19 protein-coding genes and 1 pseudogene are annotated in these 22,197 nt (G+C 70.3%); 7 read left to right on the top strand and 13 right to left on the bottom strand.

From position 1 onward, the window contains the following. Positions 1-102 precede the first annotated feature (102 nt). From JHW41_RS05870 to JHW41_RS05845, 6 genes are all read right to left on the bottom strand, one after another. Complete coding sequence (locus tag JHW41_RS05870; protein ID WP_250449325.1) at positions 103-1,203, bottom strand: SMI1/KNR4 family protein; 1,101 nt, start codon at positions 1,201-1,203, stop codon at positions 103-105. Position 1,204: 1 nt separating this feature from the next. Next, a complete protein-coding gene (locus JHW41_RS05865; RefSeq protein WP_078995538.1) occupies positions 1,205-3,160 on the bottom strand; it encodes a potassium transporter Kup in 1,956 nt (651 codons plus the stop codon). A gap of 34 nt (positions 3,161-3,194) precedes the next feature. Then, entirely contained in the window at positions 3,195-3,785 is a 591-nt protein-coding gene (ruvA, locus tag JHW41_RS05860) for a Holliday junction branch migration protein RuvA (protein WP_057948752.1), read from the bottom strand. Between the two features lie 168 nt (positions 3,786-3,953). Continuing rightward, positions 3,954-4,517, bottom strand: coding sequence for a crossover junction endodeoxyribonuclease RuvC (ruvC, locus tag JHW41_RS05855; RefSeq protein ID WP_250449324.1), 564 nt, complete (start codon positions 4,515-4,517; stop codon positions 3,954-3,956). A gap of 73 nt (positions 4,518-4,590) precedes the next feature. Further along, the gene (locus JHW41_RS05850) at positions 4,591-5,322 is read right to left on the bottom strand and encodes a YebC/PmpR family DNA-binding transcriptional regulator (RefSeq protein WP_057948754.1); all 732 of its coding nucleotides are present in this window, start codon (positions 5,320-5,322) and stop codon (positions 4,591-4,593) included. Between the two features lie 115 nt (positions 5,323-5,437). After that, positions 5,438-6,031 (bottom strand): alpha/beta hydrolase, encoded by a 594-nt coding sequence (locus tag JHW41_RS05845; RefSeq protein ID WP_250449323.1) that lies wholly within the window; start codon positions 6,029-6,031, stop codon positions 5,438-5,440. 457 nt (positions 6,032-6,488) lie between these two features. Here JHW41_RS05845 and JHW41_RS05840 point away from each other — a divergent pair, with 457 nt between their 5' ends. From JHW41_RS05840 to JHW41_RS05830, 3 genes are all read left to right on the top strand, one after another. Further along, positions 6,489-6,830, top strand: coding sequence for a hypothetical protein (locus JHW41_RS05840; protein ID WP_057948756.1), 342 nt, complete (start codon positions 6,489-6,491; stop codon positions 6,828-6,830). 172 nt (positions 6,831-7,002) lie between these two features. Then, positions 7,003-8,199: a LamG domain-containing protein gene (locus JHW41_RS05835; protein WP_250449322.1), complete on the top strand. Its 1,197-nt coding sequence runs from the start codon at positions 7,003-7,005 to the stop codon at positions 8,197-8,199. A gap of 40 nt (positions 8,200-8,239) precedes the next feature. Then, on the top strand, positions 8,240-8,716 hold the full coding sequence (locus tag JHW41_RS05830; RefSeq protein ID WP_057948758.1) for a hypothetical protein: 477 nt from the start codon (positions 8,240-8,242) through the stop codon (positions 8,714-8,716). A gap of 195 nt (positions 8,717-8,911) precedes the next feature. On the opposite strand, the gene JHW41_RS05825 is transcribed toward JHW41_RS05830, so the two are convergent. After that, a complete protein-coding gene (locus tag JHW41_RS05825; RefSeq protein WP_250449321.1) occupies positions 8,912-9,442 on the bottom strand; it encodes a GNAT family N-acetyltransferase in 531 nt (176 codons plus the stop codon). Here JHW41_RS05825 and JHW41_RS26460 point away from each other — a divergent pair. Further along, positions 9,381-9,533 (top strand): annotated as a pseudogene (locus tag JHW41_RS26460) (hypothetical protein); the annotation flags it as partial. The gene JHW41_RS05825 and the pseudogene JHW41_RS26460 sit on opposite strands and share 62 nt — an antisense overlap. 78 nt (positions 9,534-9,611) lie before the next feature. Here JHW41_RS26460 and aspS read toward each other — a convergent pair. The 5 genes from aspS to JHW41_RS05805 all read right to left on the bottom strand — a co-directional run bounded on the left by aspS (position 9,612) and on the right by JHW41_RS05805 (position 15,824). Further along, entirely contained in the window at positions 9,612-11,378 is a 1,767-nt protein-coding gene (aspS, locus tag JHW41_RS05820) for an aspartate--tRNA ligase (RefSeq protein WP_250449320.1), read from the bottom strand. Positions 11,379-11,508: 130 nt separating this feature from the next. Beyond that, positions 11,509-11,643, bottom strand: coding sequence for a DUF6053 domain-containing protein (locus JHW41_RS26455; RefSeq protein WP_428995462.1), 135 nt, complete (start codon positions 11,641-11,643; stop codon positions 11,509-11,511). A gap of 49 nt (positions 11,644-11,692) precedes the next feature. Further along, positions 11,693-12,022, bottom strand: coding sequence for an FmdB family zinc ribbon protein (locus JHW41_RS05815; RefSeq protein WP_250449319.1), 330 nt, complete (start codon positions 12,020-12,022; stop codon positions 11,693-11,695). Between the two features lie 109 nt (positions 12,023-12,131). Continuing rightward, positions 12,132-13,439, bottom strand: coding sequence for a cation:proton antiporter (locus JHW41_RS05810; RefSeq protein ID WP_250449318.1), 1,308 nt, complete (start codon positions 13,437-13,439; stop codon positions 12,132-12,134). Between the two features lie 510 nt (positions 13,440-13,949). Then, positions 13,950-15,824 (bottom strand): ABC-F family ATP-binding cassette domain-containing protein, encoded by a 1,875-nt coding sequence (locus tag JHW41_RS05805; RefSeq protein WP_250449317.1) that lies wholly within the window; start codon positions 15,822-15,824, stop codon positions 13,950-13,952. 205 nt (positions 15,825-16,029) lie between these two features. On the opposite strand from JHW41_RS05805, the gene JHW41_RS05800 reads away from it, so the two are divergent. After that, positions 16,030-18,426 (top strand): TonB-dependent receptor plug domain-containing protein, encoded by a 2,397-nt coding sequence (locus JHW41_RS05800; protein ID WP_250449316.1) that lies wholly within the window; start codon positions 16,030-16,032, stop codon positions 18,424-18,426. A 180-nt stretch (positions 18,427-18,606) separates the two neighbouring features. Then, positions 18,607-18,918, top strand: a complete 312-nt coding sequence (locus JHW41_RS05795; RefSeq protein ID WP_250449315.1) for a hypothetical protein — start codon at positions 18,607-18,609, stop codon at positions 18,916-18,918. A 77-nt stretch (positions 18,919-18,995) separates the two neighbouring features. Here the strand turns inward: JHW41_RS05795 and JHW41_RS05790 are convergent, their stop codons facing one another. Then, positions 18,996-19,859 carry an alpha/beta fold hydrolase gene (locus JHW41_RS05790; protein WP_250449314.1) on the bottom strand — a complete coding sequence of 288 codons (864 nt, stop codon included), beginning with the start codon at positions 19,857-19,859 and terminating at the stop codon, positions 18,996-18,998. 639 nt (positions 19,860-20,498) lie between these two features. Here JHW41_RS05790 and ybaL point away from each other — a divergent pair. Continuing rightward, the gene (gene ybaL / locus JHW41_RS05785; protein WP_057948765.1) at positions 20,499-22,187 is read left to right on the top strand and encodes a YbaL family putative K(+) efflux transporter; all 1,689 of its coding nucleotides are present in this window, start codon (positions 20,499-20,501) and stop codon (positions 22,185-22,187) included. The last annotated feature ends 10 nt before the right edge of the window (positions 22,188-22,197 follow it).

Here is a 22,197-nt window from a genome sequence, read left to right as displayed (position 1 = left end):
GGGGCGCGGGCGCAGTGGCGCGAGCCATCGGATCGACGCGGCGCGCGCTGTGGACAAGTGCGCCGCCCCGCCGCGGCGCGAACCGCCGGACGCCGGCCGCGGCTACTCCAGTTCGCCCCGGCGCAGGTCGGCGAAGAAGCGGTGGAAGTCGCGGGCGCGATAGTTCGCCACCAGTTCGCCGAAGTATTCGAAATAGACGACCTCGGGTTCCTGCTGCGGACCGCGCTCGCGGTAGTCCAGGCACAGCAGCCATTCGATGTTGTGCGAGGCCAGGATCAACAGGCGCTCGCAGCCGGCGTAGTTGCGGACGAAGCCGTACAGCGCATCGCTGCCCTGAAAATCTGCGGCCCAGTCGGCCAGCGTGCGCAGGTCGGCGAGCGCGGCCACGCTGTCGCCGGGGACGACGCTTTCCCAGTCGTACAGGTGCCAGGACGGCTGACGCCGCAGCGGCGCCCAGACGAATTCGGTGCTGCCGCCGTCCTGGCGCAGGTACAGCGCGCGCAGCAGCGCGGGCAGGCGCAGGCCCAGGCGCGCCTCGGCGGCGGCGAGCGCGGCTTCGTCGGCCGGCGCGGCGGCGTCGGCCCAGTAGCCCGGGCCGCTCCAGAACGTGTCCAGGCTCGGCGGGCGCGGATCGCAGCGCAGCCGTTGCCGCGGGTCGTGGCGCGCCTGCAGGGCCGGGTTCCAGTATTGGATTTCGACCAGGTCGGCCAGGAACGCAGTGTGATCGGGATACTCGCGCAGGCGCTGGCGCTGGTCGGTCAGCACGATGCGCGGTTCGCCGCCGGCGCTGTAGTCCAGGCAGAGAGTGCCGTTGTCCTCGCCCAGGGCGATCGCGATCAGGCGGCTGTCGTCGGCGGCCAGCGCAGCGAAGGCGTCGTCGCGGTAGTCCTCGCGCCGGCGCAGCTCCGCCAGCGAGAACCACTCGGCCAGCGGCAGCAGCCGCGCGCGCGGAACCAGCCAGTCGGCGTCGATCCAGTCCTCGCTGTGCAGCGACGCGGCCCGCGCCATCCGCACCGCGCCGCCGTCGTAGCGCGCGTACAGGACGCGCAGCCACGGCGGCAGTTCGATCCCCAGCCGCGCCTGGACCGCAGCGATGTCGTCGGCGCCGGCCGCGGCCCGGCCGAGATTGCCGGCCTCGTCCCAGAACGTGTCCAGGCTCGGCGCGCGGCCATAGACGCGCCAGTCCAGGACGCTGCCGGCCATCTCAGATCTCGACCTGCGCGCCCAACTCGACCAGTCGGTTGCCCGGTATGCGGAAGAACCCGGTCGCCGGCGCTGCGTTGCGGTGCATGAAGGCGAACAAACGGTCGCGCCAGATCGGCATGCCGCGGTGGCGGCTGGCGACCACGGTCTCGCGGCTGGCGAAATACGTGGTGTCCATCGGATCGAAGTAGATGCCGCCGGCGTCGCAGGAGCGCATCAGCGCCAGCGGCACGTCGGGCACTTCCATGAAGCCGAAGCGGATCAACACGCGGTAGAAGTCGTTGCCGATGGCCTCGATCTTGAGCCGCTTCTCCTTCGGCGCGTACGGCACGCCGAGGGTTTCCACGGTCAGGAACACGTTGCGCTCGTGCAGGACCTTGTTGTGTTTGAGGTTGTGCAGCAGCGCGTGCGGCACCACGCCCTTGTCGGCGGTCATGAAGATCGCCGTGCCCGGCACCCGCACCGGCGGCGCCAGCATCAGGCCCGGCAGGAAGCTGTCGAGCGAGATGCCTTCCTTGCGCACTTCCTCGTGCAGCAGTTCGCGGCCGCGGCGCCAGGTGCGCAGCAGGGTGAACACGATCAGGCCCAGCGCCAGCGGGAACCAGGCGCCGTCGAAGAACTTGGCGCCGTTGGCGATGACGAAGCCGACGTCGACCACGAAGAACAGCACGCACAGCGGCAGCACCCACTTGCGCCAGCGCGGCCACAGCGCGCGCGCGACCAGGGCCAGCAGCAGGGTGTCGATCAGCATCGTCGCCGACACCGAGATGCCGTAGGCGGTGGCTAGCGCGGTCGAACTGCGGAACGCCAGGACCACGGTGATGACCGCGATCGCCAGGATCCAGTTGATGTACGGCACGTAGATCTGGCCGATGGTGCTCGACGAGGTATGCTTGATCTGCATGCGCGGGATGTAGCCCAGCTGCATGGCCTGGCGCGACACCGAGTACGCGCCGGTGATGACCGCTTGGGAGGCGATCACCGCGGCCATCGTCGCCAGCACGATCATCGGGTACAGCGCCCACGACGGCACCGATTCGAAGAACGGGTTGACCACCGCGCGCGGATGGTTCAGCACGAACGCGCCCTGGCCGAGGTAGTTCAGCATCAGGCTCGGCAGCACCATGATGTACCAGGCGTAGCGGATCGGCTTGGCGCCGAAGTGGCCCATGTCGGCGTACAGCGCCTCGCCGCCGGTCACCGCCAGCACCACCACGCCCAGGATCAGCACCGACTGCGCGCCGTGCTCGATGAAGAAGCGCACGCCCCACATCGGGTTCAGCGCCCTGAGCACTTCCGGACCCTGGATGATGTTGTAGACGCCGATCGCCGCGAGCGACACGAACCAGATCATGGTGATCGGCCCGAACACCTTGCCGACCTTCTCGGTGCCGAAGCGCTGGGCCAGGAACACCATCACCAGGATCAAGACGGTGATCGGCACGATGAAGCGGTGCAGGCCGGGCGCGGCGACCTCCAGGCCCTCGACCGCGCCGAGCACCGAGATCGCCGGAGTGATGACGCTGTCGCCGAAGAACAGCGAGGCGCCGAAGATGCCGAGGATGCCGACCACGTACGCCGAGCGCCCGCCCTTGGCCAGCGTGCGCTGGGCCAGGGTCATCAGCGCCATGATCCCGCCTTCGCCGTCGTTGTCGGCGCGCATGATGATGGTGACGTACTTGACCGTCACCACGATCATCAGCGCCCAGAACACCAGCGACAGGATGCCGAGCACCGTGTCGTGGTTGCTGGTGAGGTGGAAGTGCGGCGAGAACGCTTCCTTCAGCGTGTACAGCGGACTGGTGCCGATGTCGCCGAAGACGACGCCAATCGCGCCGACGACCAGCCCGGGAAGCCCCTGTTTGGGCCCGTGATGGCCTGAGCCGTGTCCGTTCGCGCCGTCGTGGCCGTGAGCGTGCTTGGCGTGCTTGTCGGAAGAGGGAACGGTAGAAGACATTGTCGTCAGATTCCGGGCGGTGTCCGCCGTGGGCTCAACGCAGCGCGGACTGTAGCGCCTTGCGGATGATGGCGGCGGCATCGTCGCCGGCGGCGGTGGCCTCGCGGGCCATGCGCGCGGCTTCGGCCGGCTTGTAGCCCAGTTGCTGCAGGGCGATCACGGCTTCGCTCTGCGGATCGGCCGGCAGGCCGCCGCTGGGCAGGGTCGCGCCGGCGCCGATGAGGTCGGCGGCGCGGTCGCGCAGTTCCACCACCATGCGCTCGGCGGTTTTCTTGCCGATGCCGGGGATGCGGGTCAGCGCGGTGACGTCGCCGGCCTGGACCTGGCGCGCGAACTCGTCCACCGACACGCCCGAAAGCACCGCCAGCGCGATCTTGGCGCCGATCCCGCTGACCTTCTGCACGTCGCGGAACAGCCGGCGCTCGCTCTCGCGCAGGAAGCCGTACAGCGACACGCTGTCTTCCTTCTGCGCGTAATGGGTGAACAAGGCGACCTCGCGGCCGACGTCGGGCAGGTCGTAGAACGTGCTCATCGGCGCTTCGAGCTCGTAGCCCACGCCATGCACGTCGACCACCAGCCACGGCGGCTGCTTGTGCGCCAGGATGCCTTTGAGGCGACCGATCACGATGCGACTCCGAAAAGACCGTGCCGCGCGCCATGACCGGCGCGCGGCGAAACAAGGGAGAAAGAGGAAGAAACGCGCGGACGGCTACGAAGGACAACGCGGTCGCGCGCGCGGGTCCCTACCCCGCGCGCCGCGCACGACGCGGCAACGACCCGGACGGCGGCCATCTCAGGCGCCGCGCCTGCGCAGCTGGTGGGTGGCGATGCCGGTGCGCTGGGCCGTGGCGCTCATATGGGCATGGGTCAGCGCGACCGCAAGCGCGTCGGCGGCGTCGGCCTGCAGCTTCACTTCGGGCAGGTTCAGCAACAGCCGCACCATGTGCTGGACCTGCTGCTTGTCGGCGGCGCCGCGGCCGACCAGCGACTGCTTGATGACCCGCGGCGGGTACTCGCTGATCGGGATGCGCCGGCGCACCACCGTGGCCAGGGCGGCGCCGCGGGCGTGGCCGAGCTTGAGCGCGGAAGTCGCGGACTTGTCCATGAACACCGTCTCGATCGCGACCTGGGTCGGCGCGAACTCGTCCAGCGCCGCTTCCAGGCCCTCGCACAGCAGGCCCAGGCGCGAAGGGAAGTCCTCGGCGTCGAGCAGCTTGAGCGCGCGCGCGGCCACGTAGGTGCAGCGGCCGTCGGCGGCGACGTCGATCACGCCCAGGCCGGTGCGCTGCGAGCCGGGATCGATGCCCAGGATGCGCACGCTGGCCGCGGTGGGGCTGCGGGTTGTGGAAGTCGCCATCGGCTAGCGCTGGCGCAGCGCGGTGCCCGGGGCGGTCGCGCGCTCGGCGCGGCCGCGGCCCTGGGCGCCGCGGCTACGCATACGCGTCCTCGCCGAGGTCGGCGTTGGAATAGACGTTCTGCACGTCGTCCATGTCTTCCAGCCAGTTGAGCAGCTTGACCACCTGCTGGGCGGTCTCGCCGTCCACGGCGCTGGTGTTGTCGGCGCGGAAGGTCACTTCGGCCTGGCCGGGCGCGAGGCCGGCCGCTTCCATCGCCGCCTTGACCGCGGCGAAGGCGTCGGGCGCGGTCAGCACGTCGATCGAGCCGTCGTCGGGATAGACGATCACGTCGTCGGCGCCGGCGTCGATGGCGACCTCGGTGATCTTCTCTTCGTCCGAACCGGCCTCGAACCACAGCACGCCGCGCTTGGCGAACATGAAGGACACCGAGCCGTCGGTGCCGAGGTTGCCGCCGAACTTGCTGAAGGCGTGGCGCACGTCGGCCACGGTGCGGACCTTGTTGTCGGTCAGGCAGTCGACGATCACCGCCACGCCGCCGGGGGCGTAGCCCTCGTAGCGCACTTCCTCGTATTCCACGCCTTCCAGCGCGCCGGTGGCCTTCTTGATCGCGCGCTCGATCACGTCCTTGGACATGTTCGCCGACAGGCCCTTGTCGACCGCGGTGCGCAGCGCCGGATTGCCGTTGGGATCGCCGCCGCCGCGGCGCGCGGCCACGGAGATCTCGCGGATGATCTTGGTGAAGATCTTGCCGCGACGCGCGTCTTCGGCGTTCTTGCGTGCTTCGATCGACGGACCTCTACCCATGGCGTTACCGGCTTGTGTTTGGAAAGCGGGCGATTTTACCCGATCGGTCCTGGTCGCGGACTCGAAAACGCGTTCCGCCGGGCGGCGGCGAACGCCCGGGCGCCGGGCCGGCCGCTCAGTCGCCGAAGCGGCCGCGACGGAAGAAGGCCTCGGTCATGCGCGCGGCCTGCGCCGAGAACAGCAGGCCGCTGTGGCTGGCCGGGATGACCGCGTGCGCGGCCAGCCCCGCCAGGCGGGTCTCGGCGACCGCGACGGTGCCGTCGCTGTCGCCGTCGAAACGGCCGAACCAGCGCCCCAGCCCATGCGGGGTGCGGCCGGCGATCAGGCCGACCTGGGCCTGGCCCTGCCACGGCGGGCAGCCCTCCAGCAGCAGCGCGGCGGCGCGGCCGAGCATCGGCGCGCTCCAGGCGTGGCGCGACAGGCCGTCGGCGGCGGAGCTGCCGAGCAGCGGCGAGCCCAGGCACACCACCCGGCGCACCGGCAGGTCGGGGTGCTGTTGCAGGGCGCGCAGGGTCATCAGGCCGCCCAGGCTGTGGGCGAGCACGTGCGCGGGCGCGCGACGCAGGCTCTCGACCAGCTTGGGCACGACCGCGTCCGGGCCGGCGGCGGCGCCGGCATAAGCGAAGGTCTCGGGCTGGAAGCCGGCCGCGGCCAGGCGCGCGCCGAGCCAGGCCATCGACACGCCGGGCATCCAGATGCCGTGCAACATCACGATCCTGCGGAGATTCGGCGTTCGGGCCATGGCCTGCGGCGGTCAGCGGGGACCCGGTCACTATCGGGTCGGCGCCGGCGGGGGCCAAGGGGGGCCGGCGCGGGCGGCGGGCGGGCGCTCAGCTGCGGGTGGGCGGCGGTAGCGCGAAGCCAGGCTGTCACGGAAGTCGCGCGGGCAGCGCGGTTACAATCGTTCAGCCAAGCCGTACCGGCTTCACGGTTCGATGCGGCCCAACCAGGCCCGCGTCTCGACCCAGCCCCGCCCCGGGCAGCCGGGCGAGCCGCCCTGCCAGGGCAGTCAAGCCCTGTCGATGCGATATCCGTCATGAAAATGCGATGGATGTCATCGAAAGACAAATGTGAAACAGGCTGGCACTCATACTGTGACACCGTGCAAATATTGCACGGCGCCCGCATCGCAGGATGCGCGCCACCCGCCGCCGACGGTACCCCGCATGGCCCCGCGCTCCCCCGCCCTGCCCATCGCCAACGTGCTCGCCTCGGCGCTGCTCGCGGCGGTGGCGATGTACACGGTGGCGCCGGTGTCCTGCGCGCAGCCCGGCCATCCCGGACCGCTGCACCCGGTGCACATGTTCCTCGACCGCGCCGGCGCCCGGCTGGAGCGCAGCTACCCACAGTTGATGCAGTGGTCGCCGGCGCGCTGGGTCTCGCCGCGCCGGATCGACTGCCGCTGCACCCAGCCCGTCGCGCCGGCGGCGCCGGCCCCGGCCGCCGCCGCGCTGCGCTGGCCCGGCCCGCTGCGCCAGGCCGTACAGGCGCTGCCCTGGGCCGGCTGAACCGACGCGGCCCGCGTCGCGTTTCGCAGCGGCCGCGGCGCACATAAGCGCGAAACATCATGTAACCGCGGCGCGGACCGCGGCCGATCCGCGTGCGCTATCACGTTCGTGCGCGCGGGCGCCCCTCTAGATTCGCGCGGCGCCCGGCGTGGGCGCGCACCATGGAGCGGTTATGAATCGATCCTCGTGGTTCCTGGCGCTGGCAGTGGCGCTCGCGCCGATGCTGGCCGCGCAGGCGGCCCCGCCGCGGGTCAGCAACGGCCTCGTCGGCGAATGGCACCTGGACCTGTCCGGCACCAGCGCCCCCGACACCAGCGGCTACGGCCGCAACGGCAGCGTGATCGGCGGCGCGGCCTCGTCCTGGGGCTGGCTCGGCAGCGCCGCCGACCTCAGCGGCGGCAAGTACATCGAAGTGCCGAACTCGGCCAACCTCAACGTCGGCACCGGCAGCTTCACCGTCGCCGCGTGGGTGCGGCTGGCCGCGCCGGGCTCGTCGGGGGTCAAGACCCTGATCGAGAACCGCGGCGACGGCAGCGGCCGCGGCTATTCGTTCGGCATCGACCAGGGCCGCAACGTGCTGTTGCAGCTCAACGACGGCAGCACGTGGGGCAACTACGTCTCCGATGGCAGCGTGAGCCTCGCGGCGAACCGCTGGCACCACATCGCCGCGGTGGTCAACCGCAGCAGCGCGCCGTACACGATCTCGTTCTACGTCGACGGACGCCGCGCCACCGGCCAGCCGACGCCGATGGCCGGCAACCTCGACAACACCACCCGGCCGTTCATGATCGGCGGGCACATCAGCTCGCCTTCGTACCGCTTCAACGACCGCGCCGACGAAGTGCTGGTCTACAACCGCGCGCTGCCGGCCGACGCCAGCGGCGGCCTGGGCGACATCATGTTCCCCGGCCGCACCAACTATCAGCCGACCTACTGGAACGACGGCGGCACCCGCCAGCGCTACAACAATTGCTACAACTACGCCAACGGCCGCGCCACCAACACCTTCGCCCAGCCCGGCCGCGCCGCCAGCGCGCAATACAGTTCGCTGAGCTGCGCGGCGGTGCGCGCCGCGGCCGAGCGCGACGGCCTGGAGCCGGTCGCCGACACCGCGATCAACGCCGCCAGCTACAAGAACATCGCCGCGCTGGTGGTGGCGCCGGGTTACGACTATCACTGGTACCGCCGCGACGCCAACGGCAAGTGGACCCACAAGCCCGGCCAGACCGCGGCCACCAACCGCGACAATTCCGGCAACGAGATCGGCGATCCGCGCACCGCCAACCGCGGGCCGTACTCGGATTTCTGCGGGTTCTACCGGGTCTGGTCGGACAGCATCGAGGGGAGCGGCCATGAGCAGATCAACTGAGTCCGTCCCCGCGTCCATCGCCCGCGGTCAAGGAGGAATCATGCGCACGCGTTCTTTCGCCACCCTGTTCGCCGCGGCCTTGCTGGCCGCGCCGCTGTTCGCCCAGGCCGCCGACGCGCCGGGGCTGCGCATCACCTACCTGGTGTATTCGGGCCGGCCGAATCCGGAGCTGACGGTGACCGATCCGTCCCAGCTGCGCGCGATCGAAAGCCGCCTCGGCGATGCCATGTCCGCGCCGGCGCGCGCGGGCGCGGCGGCCGAACCGGTGCTGGGCTACAACGGCATCCTGATCGAACACGTCGGCGGTTCGGCCGCGAAGGCCCGGCCGCAGGCGGTCACGGTCAAAGGCCGCAGCCTGAGCGTGGACACGGCCGCCGCCACCGAGTTCAAGTCGGCGACCGCGGCGACGCGGGTGTCGGCCGCGGCCGGCGACCTGGAATCGATGCTGCTCAAGCTCGGACAGAAGCGCGGCGTGCTCGATGCGACCACGTTGAACGTCTTGCTCGACGCGAAGTGATGCGGCGTCGGCGTAGCCGCGCGTCCGCGCGGCTGCGCCGCCTTGCCGTGGCAGCGGCGCGAGCCGCGACCGCGAAACCGCATGCGTCGGCGCGGGCATTCCCGGGCGGGCAACGTCCGGGGACCACGACGGTGACGGCGGCGTTCGTATCGGCGCGGTCGCGGCTTGCGCCGCTCCTACGGGCAGCCCATGCGGTTATCGCGGCGCGGCGCCGCGGCGCAGGATGAACTCGTGGTCGCGGGTCGCGCCGACGACGAACTCGTAATGCCCCACCTTCTCGAAGCCGTGGCGCGCGTAGAAACGCTGCGCGCCGTAGTTCTCCGACCAGACCCCGATCCACAGCGTGCGCGGGCCGTCGCGCTCCAGCCAGGCCAGCGCGGTTTCGAACAGCCGCCCGCCCCAGCCGCCGTTCTGCGCCTCGCCCAGCACGTACAGGCGCTTGAGCTCGCCGTCGCCGGGCGCGACTTCGGCGTGCGGCAGGCCGCACTCGCCGGCCAGCGCGTGGCCGACCGCGACGCCGTCGCGCTCCAGCAGCCACGCGCCGTAGCGCGGATCGGCCAGCAAGGCGCCGATGGCGTCGTGCGAATAGGTCCCGGCGAGAAAGCGCGACAGGTCGTCGGGCGGATAGGAATCGCCGAAGGTCTCGACGAAGCTGCGGGCGGAAATGTCGGCCAGGGCGGCGGTGTCGGCCGGCGCGGCGCGGCGGATGCGGAAGTTCGCTGACATGGCGGGCGTTCGGGCGAGGTTGCGGCGGATTCCGAATGTGGAAGGGGCTTCAGCCCCGATGCTTTTCGGTCAGATCGTCACGACCGGATCGGAAAGCATCGGGGCTGAAGCCCCTCCCACGACAACTGAAGCAGCGGCCCGGCGTTCGCAGCGGACCGCCGCGGGTGGATCAGGCCGGATCCTTCGGCCGCACCATCACGTGCACTTCGGCCAGCTGCGCGTCCGGGATCGGCGACGGCGCGCCGGTCATCAGGCACTGCGCGGTGGTGGTCTTGGGGAAGGCGATGACGTCGCGGATCGATTCGGTACCGGCCATCAGCGCGGCGATGCGGTCGATGCCGAAGGCGATGCCGCCGTGCGGCGGCGCGCCGTACTTGAGCGCGTCGAGCAGGAAGCCGAACTTGGCTTCGGCCTCTTCCGCGCCGATGCCGAGCAGGTCGAACACCGCCGACTGCATCTGCGGACGGTGGATGCGGATCGAACCGCCGCCGATCTCGTTGCCGTTGAGCACCATGTCGTAGCCGCGCGACACCGCGGTCTTGGCGTTGGCGCGCAGGTCGGCGATGTCGTCCACGGCCGGCGCGGTGAAGGGGTGATGCAGGGCGACGTAGCGCTGCGCTTCCTCGTCCCACTCGAACATCGGGAAGTCGGTGACCCACAGCGGCTTCCAGCCTTCGCCGACCAGGCCGAGATCCTTGCCGAGCTTCAGGCGCAGCGCGCCCATGAAGTCGCTGGCGGTCTTGTAGTCGGCGGCGCCGAAGAAGATCGCGTCGCCGGTTTGCGCGCCGGCGGCCTCGACGATCGCGGCCAGGGTGGCGTCGTCGAAGAACTTGGCGATCGGCGAATTGATGCCTTCGCGGCCCTTGGACGCGTCCTCGATCTTCATCCACGCCAGGCCCTTGGCGCCGTGCTTGGCCGCGTGCGCGCCGGCCTCGTCGATCTGCTTGCGCGACCAGCCGGCCGCGCCCGGCGCGCGCAGCGCGATCACACGGCCGTCGGCGTGGTTGGCCCAATCGGTGAAGACCTTGAACTCGCAGCTCTTGACCAGTTCGGCGATGTCGGCGAATTCCAGCCCGATGCGCAGGTCGGGCTTGTCCGAGCCGTAGCGGCGCATGGCTTCGGCGTAGGTCATGCGCGGGAACTGCGCGTCGAGCTCGACGCCGATGGTGTCCTTGAACACTTCGCGGATCATGCCTTCGACGGTGTCCTGCACATCGCGCTCGGACACCCAGGCGAACTCCATGTCGAGCTGGGTGAATTCGAGCTGGCGGTCGGCGCGCAGCGCTTCGTCGCGGAAGCAGCGCGCGATTTGGTAATAGCGGTCGAAGCCGGCCACCATCAGGATCTGCTTGAACAGCTGCGGCGACTGCGGCAGCGCGTAGAACTCGCCCGGGTGCATGCGCGCCGGGACCAGGAAGTCGCGCGCGCCCTCGGGCGTGGCCTTGGTCAGGATCGGGGTCTCGATGTCCTGGAAGCCGCGCTCGTCCAGCCAGCGGCGCAGCGACTGCACCAGGCGGATGCGGGTGCGCATCATCTTCTGCATCTCCGGACGGCGCAGGTCCAGGTAGCGGTAGGTCAGGCGGGTTTCCTCGCCGGCGTTCTCGTGAGCGTGGAACGGCAGCGGCTCGGCCTTGTTGAGCACTTCGATCCGCTCGGCCAGCACTTCGACCTTGCCGCTGCGGATCTTGTCGTTGGCCGCGCCGCGCGCGCGCACGCTGCCGGTCACGCGCACGCAGCTTTCCACGCTCAGATCGCCGGCGGTCTTGAACAGCTCGCCCATGTCGGAATCGACCACGATCTGGACCACGCCCTCGTGATCGCGCAGATCGGTGAACACCACGTGGCTCTGGACACGGTTGGTGTTGACCCAGCCGCACAGGGTGACGGTCTGGCCGATCAGCGCCTCGTCGACGAGGCCGCAGAAGTGGGTACGCATGGAAGCTCCGGATTGATCGATCGGCCGGGCCGATCGTTGGATCGTGGGGGTTTGCCGCAAGCGGCTCGCGGGGGCCGCGGCGGAGCCGGGCTGCGAGCGCCTCGCCGGCCGGGGGCCGGGACCGCACATTCTAGTCCAGGCGCCGCGGCGATTGGCTCAATGCGAGAGGCGCGCAAGCGATTGCGGGAGGGCCTTCGGGCCCGACGCGTTTCGACCGGATCGGCACGATCGGGCCGGAAAGCGTCGGGCCTGAAGGCCCTCCCACAACGACGAAGGGCGCCTTTCGGCGCCCTTTGGCTATCGTCCGGGCCCGGTCAGCCGCCGCCCGCCGCGGGCTTGCTCGCCGGGGCCGGTGCGGCCGCCGCTGGCGCCGGATCGGCCTTCTTCTCGGTCTTTTCGGCCGGCTTGTCCGCCGCGCCGCCGCTGCTGCCCTCGCCGGCGAGGTTGCGCTTCTTGTCGCCGTCCTTCTTGAAATCGGTCTCGTACCAGCCGCCGCCGGCCAGGCGGAACTGCGGCGCGGTCAGCTGGCGCCCGACCTGCTCGGCACCGCATTCGGGGCACACGGTCGGATCGGGATCGGAGAGCTTCTGCAGACGGTCGAAGGTATGGCCGCAGGCATTGCACTGGAACGCGTAGATGGGCATGGCGGGAAACGTGGGGAAGCCGACTCAGGCTGGCTAGTTTGGGGCTCGCGGCCGCCGATGCAAGCGCGCGGGCGTCCCGGCCGCCCGAAACGCCCGCAGCGCCGGCGGGTCAGCCGCCCGGCGGGTGCGGATCGGCCCGGGTGGCGGTCGCCGGGCCCGTGGCCGCGGGCGCCACAGCGGCCGCGGGGACAGCGGTCGGTTCCGGCTCGGCCGCCGCGTTGCCCGCCGCCGCGGCGCGCCGGCGGCGGTCGCCGGCGTCGTCCGGATGCACCGGGCCATGGTCCTCGGCCGGGTCCACGTCGAACGGGGTGCGGAACACCAGCGACGGCAGGATCGTGGTCAGGGTCGCGTACAGCAGCAGCGCGCCGAACCAGGCGTCCGGCAGGGCGAAGCGGTCGCGCAGGATCGCCGCCAGCACCAGGGTGAAGATCAGGGTCGGCGCCAGCGCCACCGACACCCGCAGGCTGGCGCCGTGCTTCTCGCCGAACAGCGCGCGCCGCTGCAGCCAGATCACCCCGACCCGCAGCGGCAGCACCACCGCCGTCAGCAGCAGGCCCAGCCCCAGCGCCTCGAAGCTCAGCGCGCCGCTGGGCACCTTGGTGCCGGCGTTGAAGAAGTAGAACGGGACGAAGAACGAGGCGAACAGCCGCACCGCGTGCAGGTTCTCGTGCGAGGCCAGGCGCGGCATGCGCTCGCGCAGCAGGCGCGCGATCAGGCCGGCGACGAAGGCGCCGACCAGGTAGTAGACGCCGAGCTTGGCGGTGGCGAACGCGGCGATCATGCCGACCATCACCAGCAGCGAGAACTCCGAGCCCGGCGCGTGCGGCGCGACCCAGCGGCCGAGCGCGACGAACACCAGCGGCAGCCCGATCAGCATCGCGATCAACGCGGTCGAGGACAGCGCCATGCGCATCGGATCGCCGGCCTGCAGCACCACGAACAACGCCACCAGCGCCAGCAGTTCGCCGGCGATGGCCTTGCTGGTGACCCAGAACCGCTCCTCCTCGTCCAGCCCCAGCCGGGCCAGGCTGTCGAGGATGAAACCGGTCGACGGCGTCAGCAGCGCCAGCGCCAGCAACCCCGCGGCCTGCCAGCTCATGCCGGCATAGCGCCAGGCCAGCCAGCCCACGCCGAACAACGTCGCGGTGCGGATCACCAGGTGCGCGATCAGCGGCCACAGCCCCTTGCGCAGCGCGCTGAGCTCCACTTCCAGGCCGGCGAACAGGAACAACGAGGAGATGCCGAGCGTGGCCAGCATCGCCACCACGGTGTCGTGCGACTTGTCGCCCCAGGCCAGCATCGCGACGATGCCGAACAGCAGGCAGGTCAGCGGAGCCGGGATCTTGTAGCGCTGCAGCGCGCGCGGGACGACCAGCAGGCCGAAGATCAGCAGCAGATAGATCAGTTCGCGGCTCATGCGGCCCCCTGGTGCGAAATCAGGGCGGGACGATAGGGGGTCGGGTGTGGAGAGGGCGACAAGCCGGGGCGGCGCGATGCAGGCGTTGCGCGTGTTCGTCGGTGCGACGGGTACGCCGGGCGCGGCGGGCGCGACGAATACCTCACCCCCGTCATTCCGGCGAAAGCCGGAACCCATTTTGACTTTGCCGTTGCGTGAGCCTTCGCGCGAACGGGAGTGCGTTCGCGAATGCCAGAAGCAAAATCAAAATGGGTTCCGGCTTTCGCCGGAATGACGGGTTATGAGGGTGTACGCGTTATGAGGGCATACGGGTTATGGGGGTGCACGGGTTATGGGGGTGCACGGGTTATGGGGGTGCACGGGCTATGAGGGTGCACGGGTTATGAGGGCGTACGGGTTAAGTGGCGTGCGGGTCGGGGGGTATCGGACTGGCCGCCCCCAAGCGCATCGGCGGCGCAAGCTCGGGCGGTTCGGAACCCGGCTCCGAATCGCAACCGTCGAACCGCTGCCTCAAGCCCCGTCGTACAACGCCATCCACGCCGCCTCGGCCTTCTCCAGCTCCGCCGCCATCGCCTCGCGCTGGCGCGCCAGTTCGCTGGCGTTGTCGCCGCCGCCGGCGTACTTGGTCGGGTCGGCGAGGTCCATGTCGAGGGTGTGCAGCTTCGATTCCAGCTCGGCCACGCGCTTCTCGGCCTCGGCCAGCTTGACCGGGTTGACCTTCTTGCCCGGCTTGCCCGGCGCCGGCGCGGCCGCAGCCGCAGCCGCGGCAGCGGCAGCGGCCGGCGCGGCCTTGGCCTTCTTGCCCTCGCCGCTGTCTTCGCGCGTGCGCAGCCACACCGCGTACGCGTCGAGGTCGCCGTCGAACGGCTGGGCGACGCCGTCGGCGACGCGCACGAAGGTGTCGCAGACCAGGCCGATCAGGTGGCGGTCGTGCGAGACCAGCACGATCGCGCCGTCGAAGTCGCTCAGCGCCTCGGCCAGCGCTTCGCGCATGTCCAGGTCGAGGTGGTTGGTCGGTTCGTCGAGCAGCAGCACGTTGGGCTTGCGCCAGGCGATCAGCGCCAGCGCCAGGCGCGCGCGCTCGCCGCCGGAGAAGCCGTCGACCGATTCGAACGCGCGGTCGCCGGGGAAATTCCACTTGCCGAGGAAGTCGCGCAGCTGCTGCGTCGCCACGCCCGGAGCGAGGTCGCCGAGGTGGTCGATCGGGCTGCGCCCTTCCTGCAGCGATTCGACCGTGTGCTGGGCGAAGTAGCCGATGCGCAGGTCCGGATGGCCGCTGCGCTCGCCGGCCAGCAGCGGGATTTCGCCGACCAGGGTCTTCACCAGGGTCGACTTGCCGGCGCCGTTGGGACCCAGCAGGGCCACCCGGTCGCCGGCTTCCATGATGAAGCTGGCGTTGCCGAGCACCTGGTGCGTTCCGTAGCCGCAATCGGCCTCGACCAGGCGCAGCAGCGCGTGCGGCAGCTTGGCCGGCTCGGGGAAGTCGATGCGCAGCGAGCGCTCGGCGCGCACCGCCTCGGTGCCGGCCAGCTTGGCCAGCCGCTTCATCCGGCTCTGCGCCTGCTTGGCCTTGCTGGCCTTGGCCTTGAACCGGTCGATGAAGCTTTGCAGGTGGGCGCGCTCGACCTGTTCCTTCTCGAACGCGATCTGCTGCTGGCGCAGGTGCTCGGCGCGCTGGCGCTCGAACGCGGTGTAGTCGCCGACGTAGAGCTTGGCCTTGCCTTCGTGCAGGTGCAGGGTATGGGTGCTGACGCCGTCGAGGAACTCGCGGTCGTGCGAGATCATCAGCAGGGTGCCGGGGTACTTCAGCAGCCACTGCTCCAGCCACAGCACCGCGTCGAGGTCGAGGTGGTTGGTCGGTTCGTCGAGCAGCAGCAGGTCGGACGGCATCATCAGCGCCCGCGCCAGGTTCAGGCGCACGCGCCAGCCGCCGGAGAATTCCTTGACCGCGCGCTCGTGGGTGTCGGGGCTGAATCCCAGGCCGTGCAACAGCTTGCCGGCGCGCGCGGTGGCGTCGTAGCCGCCGATCTCCTCAAGCCGGTGGTGCGCCTCGGCCACCGCCTCCCAGTCCTCGCGCTCGACCGCTTCGCGCTCGGCGATCACCGCCTTGTGCACTTCGGTGTCGCCGGACAGGACGAAGTCCAGCGCCGGATCGGGCAGCGCCGGGGTTTCCTGGGCGACGCTGGCGATGCGCACCCGGTTGGGCACGTCGATGTCGCCGCGGTCGGCCTCGACTTCGCCCTGGATCGCCGCGAACAGCGAGGACTTGCCGGTGCCGTTGCGGCCGATGACGCCGACCCGCCAGCCCGCGTGCAGGGCCAGGTCGACATTGGACAGGAGCAGGCGTTCGCCGCGCCGAAGGGCGAAATCACGGAAGGAAATCATGCCGATATGGTCGCATGACTGATCGGCATTTGCTCATGAGGATCGGTTCGGCCGCGCGCCGGGCCGGCATCGAATAATCCAGACGCCGGCCTCAGACCGCCCCCACGCGTCAACGAGATCGCCTTTCGCGGCAAACCGCCCCACCGGGCCGGCCGCGCGGGTTCGCTCGGCCCGACGTTCCCCGTTCGCATCGCCCGGAGTCTTCATGCACCGCCGCCTGTCCCTGCTCAGCAGCGCCGTCCTGCTCGCCCTCGCCGCTCCCGTGGCCGCCGCCGACGCCCCGGCCGAGGCCGAACGCGCCAACCCGACCAACCTCGACACCCTGATCGTCACCGGCACGCGCGTGTCCGACCGCACCGTGGCCGAATCCACCGCGCCGATCGACATCATCACCCCGCAGACCCTGGAGGCCACCGGCACGGTCGAACTGGCGACCGCGCTGGCCCGCGCCCTACCCTCGCTGAACTTCCCGCGCCCCTCGATCACCGACGCTACCGACGCGGTGCGCCCGGCGCAGCTGCGCGGCCTCGCCCCGGACCAGGTGCTGGTGCTGGTCAACGGCAAGCGCCGCCACACCACCGCGCTGATCAACCTCAACGACAGCATCGGCCGCGGCTCCTCGCCGGTCGACCTCAACGCGATCCCGATCGCCGCGATCGAACGCGTCGAAGTGCTGCGCGACGGCGCGTCCGCGCAATACGGCTCCGACGCCATCGCCGGCGTGGTCAACATCGTGCTCAAGGGCGCCGGCGAAGGCGGCTCGGTCGCCGCGCGCTACGGCCAATACAGCGCCGGCGACGGCGAGCAGTACCAGCTGTCCGGCGACGCCGGCTTCAAGCTCGGCGACAACGGCGCGCTGCACCTGGCCGCGCAGGGTGGCCACAGCGACAACACCAACCGCGCCCGTCCCTACCTCGGCCCGGTCACGCCGACCAGCAATCCCAAGGGCCGCGTGGTCCACCGCTACGGCGATCCGGAAATCGACCAGGCCGCGTTCGCCTACAACGCGCGCTACCAGGCGGCCGAGGGCGTGGAGTTCTATTCCTTCGGCACCGCCAGCCGCCGCCGCGCGATCTCCAACGGCTACTACCGCGCGCCGGGCAATCCGAACAACATCCTCTCGGTCTATCCCGACGGCTTCCTGCCGCAGATCGACAACCTCAGCCAGGACCGCGCCTTCGTCCTCGGCCTGCGCGGGCAAACCGCCGGCGGCTGGAACCTCGACCTGAGCTACAACTACGGCCAGAACCAGCTCGACTTCGACGTGCGCCACAGCCTCAACCGCACCCTCGGCGCCGCCTCGCCGCGCAGCTTCTACATCGGCACCCTGGAAACCACCCAGAACGTGCTCAACGCCGACTTCGACAAAGCCTTCGACGTAGGCTGGCTGAAGTACCCGCTGACGGTGGCGTTCGGCGCGGAATGGCGCGGCGAGAAATTCGACCAGGGCGCGGGCGAGCCGGCCTCCTACATCGCCGGCCCCGAGCCCGGCGCGCCCGGCGCGCAGGTGTTCCCCGGCTTCACCCCGGCCGACGCCAGCCGCCGCGACCGCCACAGCTACTCGTTCTATGCGGATCTGGAAACCGACGTGACCGACAAGCTCTCGCTCGGCGCCGCGGCGCGCTACGAGCGCTACAGCGATTTCGGCGAAACCACCTCGGGCAAGCTGTCGGCGCGCTACGCCTTCACCGACAAGGTCGCGCTGCGCGGCACCGTCTCGACCGGTTTTCGTGCGCCGTCGCTGCAGCAGCAGTTCTACCAGTCCACCCAGACCGTGATCGTGCTCGGCGATCCCAACCCGTTCCAGGTGCGCACCTTCGCCGTCGACGACCCGGCCGCGGTCGCGCTCGGCGCCGAACCGCTCAAGGCCGAGGAATCGACCAACCTCGGCCTGGGCCTGGTGCTGCAGCCGGCCGAGGGCCTGTACATCACCGTCGACGCGTACCAGGTCGACATCGACGACCGCATCATCCTCTCGGAGAACCTGCGCGGCCCGGCGGTTGCGAGCTTCCTGGAAGCGCGCGGCCACCCCGGCATCAACGGCGGGCGTTATTTCACCAACGCGGTGGACACGCGCACCCGCGGCCTCGACATCGTCGGCAGCTACAGCTTCGAACTGGCCGGCGGCGCGCTCGACCTCACCGCCGGCTACAACCGCAACAAGACCACGCTGGAGCGGATCGCGCCGAACCCGCCGCAGCTGACCGCCGGCGGCCTGAACCTGCAGCGCATCGGCCGGGTCGAGCGAGGCCGCATCACCCAGGGCGCGCCGCGCGACAAGTTCTTCCTCGGCGGCAGCTGGAAGCGCGACGGCTGGCGCTTCGACGCCACCGCCACCCGCTACGGCGAGTTCCACACCTTCAACGACGACCCCAGCGGCATCCGCGACCAGACCTTCGCCGCGAAGTGGACGCTCGACCTCGCCGCGACCTATGCGGTGGACGGCTGGGAGTTCACCGTCGGCGGCGACAACGTGCTCAACGAGTACCCGGACGAGGCGATCTACGCCAACAGCGAGAGCGGGCAGTTGCCGTACACCAGCTACGCGCCGTTCGGGTTCAACGGCGCGTTCGCGTACGCCAAGGTCGGGTACAAGTGGTGACGGCGCGGGAGGCGGTGCGCGCCGCCTCCCGGGCGTTGTGAAACCAGCGCCGCGTCGCCGACGGGATCGGCGGCGCGGCGGCTTTCGGCCCGGTTTTGTGCGACGCGCCCAAAACCCACGCGACCCCGGTGCTACCTTCGGCGGGCCGAACGACTCGGCGCGACCATGGGAAGGACCGTCATGTTCAAGTCTCGCTTGCTGACCCCCGTACTGCTCGCCACCGTCACCGCCATTTCCGCGTTGCTGCCGATCTCCAGCGCGTTCGCGGCCTGCAACGATTGTCCCTGGCTGTTCGTCCGCTGCATGAGCCGCGCCGACACGCCGGAGAAGGAACAGGCCTGCGAAGAATCGCGGCAGTTGTGCGAAGAGACCTTCTGCAACAATCCGCGCGCGGCGCGCCTGTCGGCGTCGCCGGCGATCGTCGAAAATCCGTTGCCGCAGGCGCGCGACCTCGCGGATCGCCGGCCGCAGGCGCGCCGCAGCGCGCAGTAACGCGTTCGCCGCGGCCGATGGCCGACTCCGAGCCCCGCGTCCGGCGGGGCTTTTTTATGCCCCCGGCGCCGCGGACGTCACCCGTGCGCGCGTTGCAGGAACTCGCGAACCCGCGGCAGCGCCTGGTCGAAATGGGTTTCCAGCAGCCAGTGGCCGGCGCCGTCGAGCAGGTGCAGCTCGGCGTCGGGCAGGTCGCGCAGGTACGCGCGCGCCGCGGCGGCCGGCATGTAGCCGTCCCGCGGCCCCCAGACGATCAGCCCCGGCGGGCGATGCTCGCGCAGGTAGCGCTGATAGCGCGGGAACCAGTCGAGGTTCGCTTCCAGTTTGTCCATCAAGCCGACCATCGCCGCGCGCCGCACCGGCGTGTCCATCAGCGGCCAATGCAATTTCCACAGGTCCGGCGCGACGCGCGACGCGACTTCCTCGCTCACCTCGCCGACGAACTCGTCGCGAAAACCCTGTTCGCTGACCGCTTCCTCCAGCGGCGCGCGATTGTGCGGCGAGCGGTCGGCCCAGTACCTCTTGATCGTCGCGTACTTGGGGCCCAGCGCGTCTTCGTAGATGTCGCCGTTCTGCACGATCAGCGCGGCGATGCGCTGCGGATGCGCGATCGCGTGGCGCAGGCCGATCTGCGAGCCGTAGTCGTGCAGCCACAGCGCGTAGCGATGCAGTCGCAGGCGGTCGGCGAACTTGGCGAGGAAATCGGCGTACGCATCGAAGTCGTAGCCGAACTTCCGCGGATCGGGCGTGCCGCTGTAGCCGAACCCGGGGAAGTCGGGCGCGAGCGTGCGCCAACGGTCGCCCAGCGCGGGCATGAGGTTGCGGTACTGGAACGAGGAACAGGGATAGCCGTGCGGCAGCAGCAGCACCGGCGCGTCGGCGGGGCCGGCTTCGCGGTAGAAGATGTCGGTGCCGTCGATCTGCGTGGTCAGGTGGCGCATCGCGCGCTCCTCGCCCGCGTTGGGGGCATGCGTCAGGTTGCGGGCGATGCTAGCGGGCGTGGGTCCACGTTCCGTTAAGCGCGCATGCGCGGGCGATGTCGCGCGGTGGCTTCGATACGGGCCAGCGCGGCGATGTGAGTTGCGGTGTGCGGTGTTCCGCTCGGGGCTGCGTTCGTCGCGGTTGGGCTGGCGTGGTCGCGACTTGCGTCGCTCCTACAGTGGCTACGGCGGAAAACGCGAACGCTCGTGCTATCGACGGTGCGGGAACCAGTTGCGAATCGCGCGGTCTCAGACCCCGGCCAACGCGCGGGCGCGACCCGTCCGCCCGCGCATTCCCGGCCGCCTCCCGCGCAAATCCGCCCACCGCCGCCGTCGCGACGACGCGGGGATGAATCCCGGTTCATCCTCGCGCATCACGCCGGAGCGACCGGCGCGCAGGCATAAAACCCGCTGTCCCCACTCGGCTGCAGGCCTTGCCGCGCGGGCCCGGGCAGGTGCGTCCTGCTCTCGTCCGCACGCGGTGCACTCGGGGAAAAATCTCGCAGAAACAATCGTTTGCGAGCATGAATCGCACCGGAAAACCTTGCATCTGACCGGTTCAGCGCACATTCTTGCAAGGACCAGACCACAGGAGAGCCGATGCACCACACGTCCCTGATCGCGATCCTGGTAGCCGGCTTCGTCCTGGCCTTCATCTTCGGAATGATCGCTCAACGCCTGCGGCTGTCGCCGCTGGTGGGCTACCTCATCGCCGGCGTCATCGCCGGCCCCTTCACGCCCGGCTTCGTCGGCGACCAGACGCTCGCGCCGCAGCTCGCGGAAATCGGCGTCATCCTGCTGATGTTCGGCGTCGGCCTGCACTTTTCCCTCGGCGACTTGCTGGAGGTGAAGGCCATCGCGCTACCGGGCGCGGTATTGCAGATCGCGGTCGCCACGGCCCTGGGCTGGGGCATGGCGTATTACCTGGGCTGGTCGCACGGCGCCGGCCTGGTGTTCGGTCTGGCGCTGTCGGTGGCCAGTACCGTGGTGCTGTTGCGCGCATTGGAAGAACGGCGCCTGGTGGAAACCGCCAAGGGCCGCATCGCCGTCGGCTGGCTGATCGTCGAAGACCTGGCGATGGTGCTGGCCCTGGTGCTGCTGCCGGCGCTGGCCGGCCTGCTCAAGGGCGAGGCCGGCGACGCCAGCCAGATCTGGAGCCAGTTGTTCGTGACCCTGGCCAAGGTCGGCGCCTTCGTCGCCTTCATGCTGATCGTCGGCCGCCGGGTGATCCCGTGGATCCTCGAACGCGTCGCCGGCACCGGCTCGCGCGAGCTGTTCACCCTGTGCGTGCTGGCGATCGCGCTGGGCGTGGCGTTCGGTTCGGCCACGCTGTTCGGCGTGTCGTTCGCGCTGGGCGCGTTCTTCGCCGGCATGATGCTCAACGAATCCGAGTTCAGCCATCAGGCCGCCAACGAGACCCTGCCGCTGCGCGAGGCGTTCGCGGTGCTGTTCTTCGTTTCCGTCGGCATGCTGTTCGATCCGCAGATCCTGATCCAGGAGCCGCTGGAAGTGCTGGCGGTGTTCGCCATCATCGTGATCGGCAAGTCGGTCGCGGCCTACGCCCTGGTGCGCGCGTTCGGCAAGCCGAGCTCGACCGCGCTGATGATCTCGGCCAGCCTGGCCCAGATCGGCGAGTTCTCCTTCATCCTCGCCGGCCTCGGCATGGACCTGGAGATCCTGCCGAAGGAAGGCCACGACCTGATCCTGGCCGGCGCTTTGTTGTCGATCGTGGTCAACCCGCTGCTGTTCGCCTGGCTCGACCGCAAGAACGCGCGCGAAGCCGCGGCGGCGCAGGAAGCCCGCGGCGAGGATGCGCCGCCGGTGCCGGCCGACATCGACAACCACGTGATCCTGATCGGCTACGGCCGCGTCGGCAGCGAGCTGGCGCGCCTGCTGGGCGAGCAGAAGGTGCCGATGGTGGTCATCGACGGCGAGGAAAGCCTGATCGCCAAGGCGCGCGCGGCCGGGTTGCCGGCGATCCTGGGCAACGCGGTCGACCCGCGGGTGCTGCGCGAAGCGGTGCCCGAGCGCGCGACCACGGCGATGCTGGCGATCCCGCAGGCGCTGGAGGCCGGCGAGATCATCGCCAAGCTGCGCGAGATCAACCCCGGGCTGAGCATCGTCGCCCGCGCCCACAGCGACAACGAGGTCAAGCACCTGATCGAGCACGGCGCCGACGGCGCGGTGATGGCCGAGCGCGAGCTGGCGCACAGCCTGGCCGAGATGGTCCTGGCCGCGCCGGTGTACCGCGGCGAGCGCCACCTGCCGCCGTCGACGGCGCTGGCGTGAGGGCGCCGGC

Origin of the sequence: Lysobacter enzymogenes, from assembly GCF_023617245.1 — a bacterium.
GTDB classification, from domain to species: domain Bacteria; phylum Pseudomonadota; class Gammaproteobacteria; order Xanthomonadales; family Xanthomonadaceae; genus Lysobacter; species Lysobacter yananisis.
Note: the sequence above shows the minus strand (reverse complement) of the source record. Positions and strands in the feature narration are given on the sequence as shown.